The 3,748-nt window shown below is 65.4% G+C and carries 4 protein-coding genes and 1 pseudogene; 3 read left to right on the top strand and 2 right to left on the bottom strand.

Features of this window, described 5'->3' with window-relative positions; all coding sequences use genetic code 11:
• The 3 genes and pseudogenes from VML93_RS16680 to VML93_RS16670 form a co-directional block, all read left to right on the top strand.
• Window positions 1–345: pseudogene (locus VML93_RS16680) on the top strand (hypothetical protein); the annotation flags it as partial.
• Between the two features lie 10 nt (window positions 346–355).
• Complete coding sequence (gene lpdA, locus VML93_RS16675; protein ID WP_325612298.1) at window positions 356–1,750, top strand: dihydrolipoyl dehydrogenase; 1,395 nt, start codon at window positions 356–358, stop codon at window positions 1,748–1,750.
• Window positions 1,750–2,031 (top strand): hypothetical protein, encoded by a 282-nt coding sequence (locus tag VML93_RS16670; RefSeq protein ID WP_325612296.1) that lies wholly within the window; start codon window positions 1,750–1,752, stop codon window positions 2,029–2,031. Before lpdA ends, VML93_RS16670 begins: the two co-directional genes overlap by 1 nt.
• Before the next feature lies 1 nt (window position 2,032).
• On the opposite strand, the gene VML93_RS16665 is transcribed toward VML93_RS16670, so the two are convergent.
• Both VML93_RS16665 and VML93_RS16660 read right to left on the bottom strand, forming a co-directional pair.
• Entirely contained in the window at window positions 2,033–2,587 is a 555-nt protein-coding gene (locus VML93_RS16665; protein ID WP_325612294.1) for a carboxymuconolactone decarboxylase family protein, read from the bottom strand.
• Window positions 2,584–3,748, bottom strand: a 1,165-nt coding sequence (locus tag VML93_RS16660; RefSeq protein ID WP_325612292.1) for a short-chain fatty acyl-CoA regulator family protein, incomplete at its 5' end; no start/stop codon positions are given. The genes VML93_RS16665 and VML93_RS16660, both read right to left, overlap by 4 nt.

The raw sequence follows: 3,748 nt of genomic DNA, 5'->3' as shown, positions 1-3,748 counted from the left end.
GTTACGGTGCCCGGGCGCTACCAGTATCTGAAGTGGTGGCAACTGGTTCTGGTGCTGCTCGGCGCGTGGGTCGCCGCCGCGCAGATCGGGCTGGGTCTGTTCTATTGGTGGTTTCACGCCGTCGACAAGACCTGGCCGGTGTACCTGGTCCTGGTCTACGTCGTCGCGTGCTCGGTGGCCGGAGTGCTGCTGGCGATGGTCCAGGGCCGAGCGCTGATCACCGCCCTGTCTTTCGCGGCGATGTCGGGGCCGTTTGCCTCACTTGCCGCCGCCGCGCCGCTGTACGGCTATTACTACTGCGAAAGGACCGGCCATTGTCTGCTCAGCGTCGTTCCGTACCACTAGGGTAGTGCCCGTGACCCACTATGACGTCGTCGTCCTCGGGGCCGGTCCCGGCGGATATGTGGCGGCCATCCGTGCCGCGCAACTCGGTTTGAACACTGCAGTCGTCGAACCCAAATACTGGGGCGGCGTCTGCTTGAACGTCGGCTGCATCCCGTCTAAGGCGCTGCTGCGCAATGCCGAACTCGCCCACATCTTCACCAAGGAAGCCAAGGTTTTCGGCATCAGCGGTGAGGCGACCTTCGACTACGGGGTGGCCTTCGACCGCAGCCGCAAAGTCGCCGAGGGCCGCGTGGCCGGTGTGCACTTCCTGATGAAGAAGAACAAGATCACCGAGATCCACGGCTACGGCAGGTTCACCGATGCCAACACGTTGTCGGTCGAGCTGAACGACGGTGGCACCGAAACGGTCACGTTCGACAACGCGATCATCGCCACCGGAAGCAGCACCCGGCTGGTGCCGGGCACCTCGCTGTCGGAGAACGTGGTGACCTACGAGGAACAGATCCTGTCCCGGGAGTTGCCGCGCTCGATCGTGATCGCCGGGGCCGGGGCCATCGGCATGGAGTTCGGCTACGTGCTGAAGAACTACGGCGTCGACGTGACGATCGTTGAGTTCCTGCCGCGCGCGCTGCCCAACGAAGACGCCGACGCGTCCAAGGAGATCGAGAAGGCATTCAAGAAGCTGGGCGTCAAGGTCCTCACCGGCACCAAGGTCGACTCCATCACCGACGATGGCTCCGGGGTCACCGTGGTGGTCAGCAAGGACGGCAAGTCCGAGGAGATCAAGACCGAGAAGGTGTTGCAGGCCATCGGGTTTGCGCCCAACGTCGAAGGTTTCGGGCTGGACAAGGCCGGGGTCGAGCTGACCGATCGCAAGGCCATCGGGATCACCGACTACATGCAGACTTCTGTGCCGCACATCTACGCCATCGGCGATGTCACCGGCAAGCTGCAGCTGGCCCACGTGGCCGAGGCCCAGGGTGTGGTGGCGGCCGAAACCATCGCCGGCGCAGAGACTTTGGCGCTCGGCGATTACCGCATGATGCCGCGAGCGACGTTCTGCCAGCCGAATGTGGCCAGCTTCGGGCTCACCGAGGAGCAGGCCCGGGACGAAGGTTACGACGTCGTGGTGGCCAAGTTCCCGTTCACCGCCAACGCCAAGGCGCACGGCGTGGGTGACCCCAGTGGTTTCGTCAAGCTGATCGCCGACGCCAAGTACTTCGAACTGCTGGGTGGCCACCTGGTCGGCCACGACGTGTCCGAACTGCTGCCCGAACTGACCCTGGCGCAGAAGTGGGACCTCACCGCCACCGAACTGGCGCGCAACGTGCACACCCATCCGACGATGTCGGAGGCTCTGCAAGAGTGCTTCCACGGCCTCATCGGCCACATGATCAACTTCTGATGGCCGGCCGATCCTACGCGACGACCGTGGGCGCCGTCGCCGGCCTGGTCGCCGGCTACGTCCTGTGGTTGACGGCGATTTGGATCGGCGATGACCTGACCACGGTGCGCCAATGGAGCCTGGCGGTGCTGCTGCTCTCGGGAGCGCTGGCGGTCGGCGCGGTATTGGTGGGCCTGCTTATGCGCTGGCGGCGCAAGTACTTCGGCGCGGCGTTCGCGTTCGGCCTGCCGATACTCCCGGTGCTGCTGGCGTTGGCGGTGCTGGTCAATATCTACGTGTAGCTCACGAACTCCGCGGGTTGTCCAGCGGGATGTCCAGGGCGTTCATCGTCGCGGCCAGGCCGTCGTATTGGCTTGCCAGCATGCAGAATTCGATCAGCCGTGGCCGATCCAGGTGGGTGGCCAGCTGATGCCAGGTGGCGTCAGAGATGGTGCGGTCTTTGACGAACTCGTCGGTGGCCGCCAGGAGTGCCTGCTGCCGGGGGCTGAGGCTGCCGAGGGCCTCTGCCGAGACGTCGGGCCACGCGAAAATCGTGGCCTGCAGGTCCGCGTCCAGGCCGCGCTGGCGCGCCATGTTGCGGTGATGCTGCAGCTCGTATTCGCAGGAACGCAGATGCGCGACCCGCAGGATCACCAGCTCGGTGTCGATTCCCGGGAGCCGTCCACGCAACAGGCGGCCGCCATACAGCGACCAGGTCCAGAACAGCACCTGGCGTTGTCCCAACGTGGTGAACAGATGCATCTCCGGCGCGCCCACCTTGCGCGCGGCCAGCTTTGCCAGCACCCAGTTGACCGGCCCGAGTTGGCGGAAGCCGCCGGAGGGGATGCGCCCGGTCACGGTTGCTTCACCAGGTAGGGCGACACGGTGCTGCGGTGTTCGTCGAGATCGAGTGCGCGCCCCAACGCGGGGAACGCCCGCTGCGGACAGTTGTCACGTTCGCAGACGCGGCAACCCGCGCCGATCGGTGTCGCCATCTTTCCTGGATCCCCCGAGACGTCGAGTCCTTCCGAGTAGACGAGCCGGTGGGCATGCCGAAGTTCGCAGCCCAGCCCGATCGCGAAGGTTTTACCGGGCTGACCATACCGGGCGGCGCGGCGCTCCACGGTGCGGGCCACCCACATGTAGTTGCGGCCGTCGGGCATCTGGGCGATCTGGACCAGGATCTTGCCCGGGTTGGCGAAGGTTTCGTACACGTTCCACAACGGGCAGGTGCCGCCGCTGGAGGAGAAGTGAAAACCGGTGGCGGACTGCCGTTTTGACATGTTGCCGGCCCGGTCGACCCGGACGAACGAGAACGGCACGCCGCGCATCGACGGGCGCTGCAGGGTGGACAGCCGGTGCGCGATGGTCTCGTAGCTCACCGAGTAGAACGCCGACAGCCGCTCGACGTCGTAGCGGAAATTCTCGGCCACGTCGTGGAACTGGCGGTAGGGCAGCACCGCAGCCGCCGCGAAGTAGTTGGCCAGCCCGAGCCGCAGCAGGGTGCGCGACTCGTCGCTGGTGAACTTGCCTTCCTCGACCATGCTGTCGATCAGATCGCCGAACTCCAGATACGCCAACTCCGCGGCCATCTTGAACACTTGCTGGCCCGAGCTGAGGTGGTTGCTGATCTCCAGCGTGTTGGTCGCCAGGTCGTAGTGGTGCAACACGCTGTCACCCAGATCGATGCGCCTGGTGATGCGCACTCCGTGCACTTCGGTGAGCCGGCGGGTCAACTCGCGGGCCAAGTCGCCGTGGTGCAGGCGCATCTGCACCGTGAGGTCTTCGGCCGCGGTGTCCAGCTCGTGCAGGTAGTTCTGCCGCTCGTAGAAGTAGTCGCGCACCTCTTCGTGCGGCATGGTGATGGACCCGCTGCCACTGCTGCCGTCGAAAAACCGGTCCTCGGTGGCCGCTGCCAGCTGCGCGGTGGTGAGCCGGTAGCGCCGGTGCAGGTTGACCACCGCACGGGCCAGGGTGGGATGAGCGCTGACCATCTCGGCGACTTCGGTCGGGTCTATG

Source organism: Mycobacterium sp. (assembly GCF_035499775.1).
Classification (GTDB): Bacteria; Actinomycetota; Actinomycetes; order Mycobacteriales; family Mycobacteriaceae; genus Mycobacterium.
This window is presented reverse-complemented; position numbering and strand designations above follow the sequence as displayed.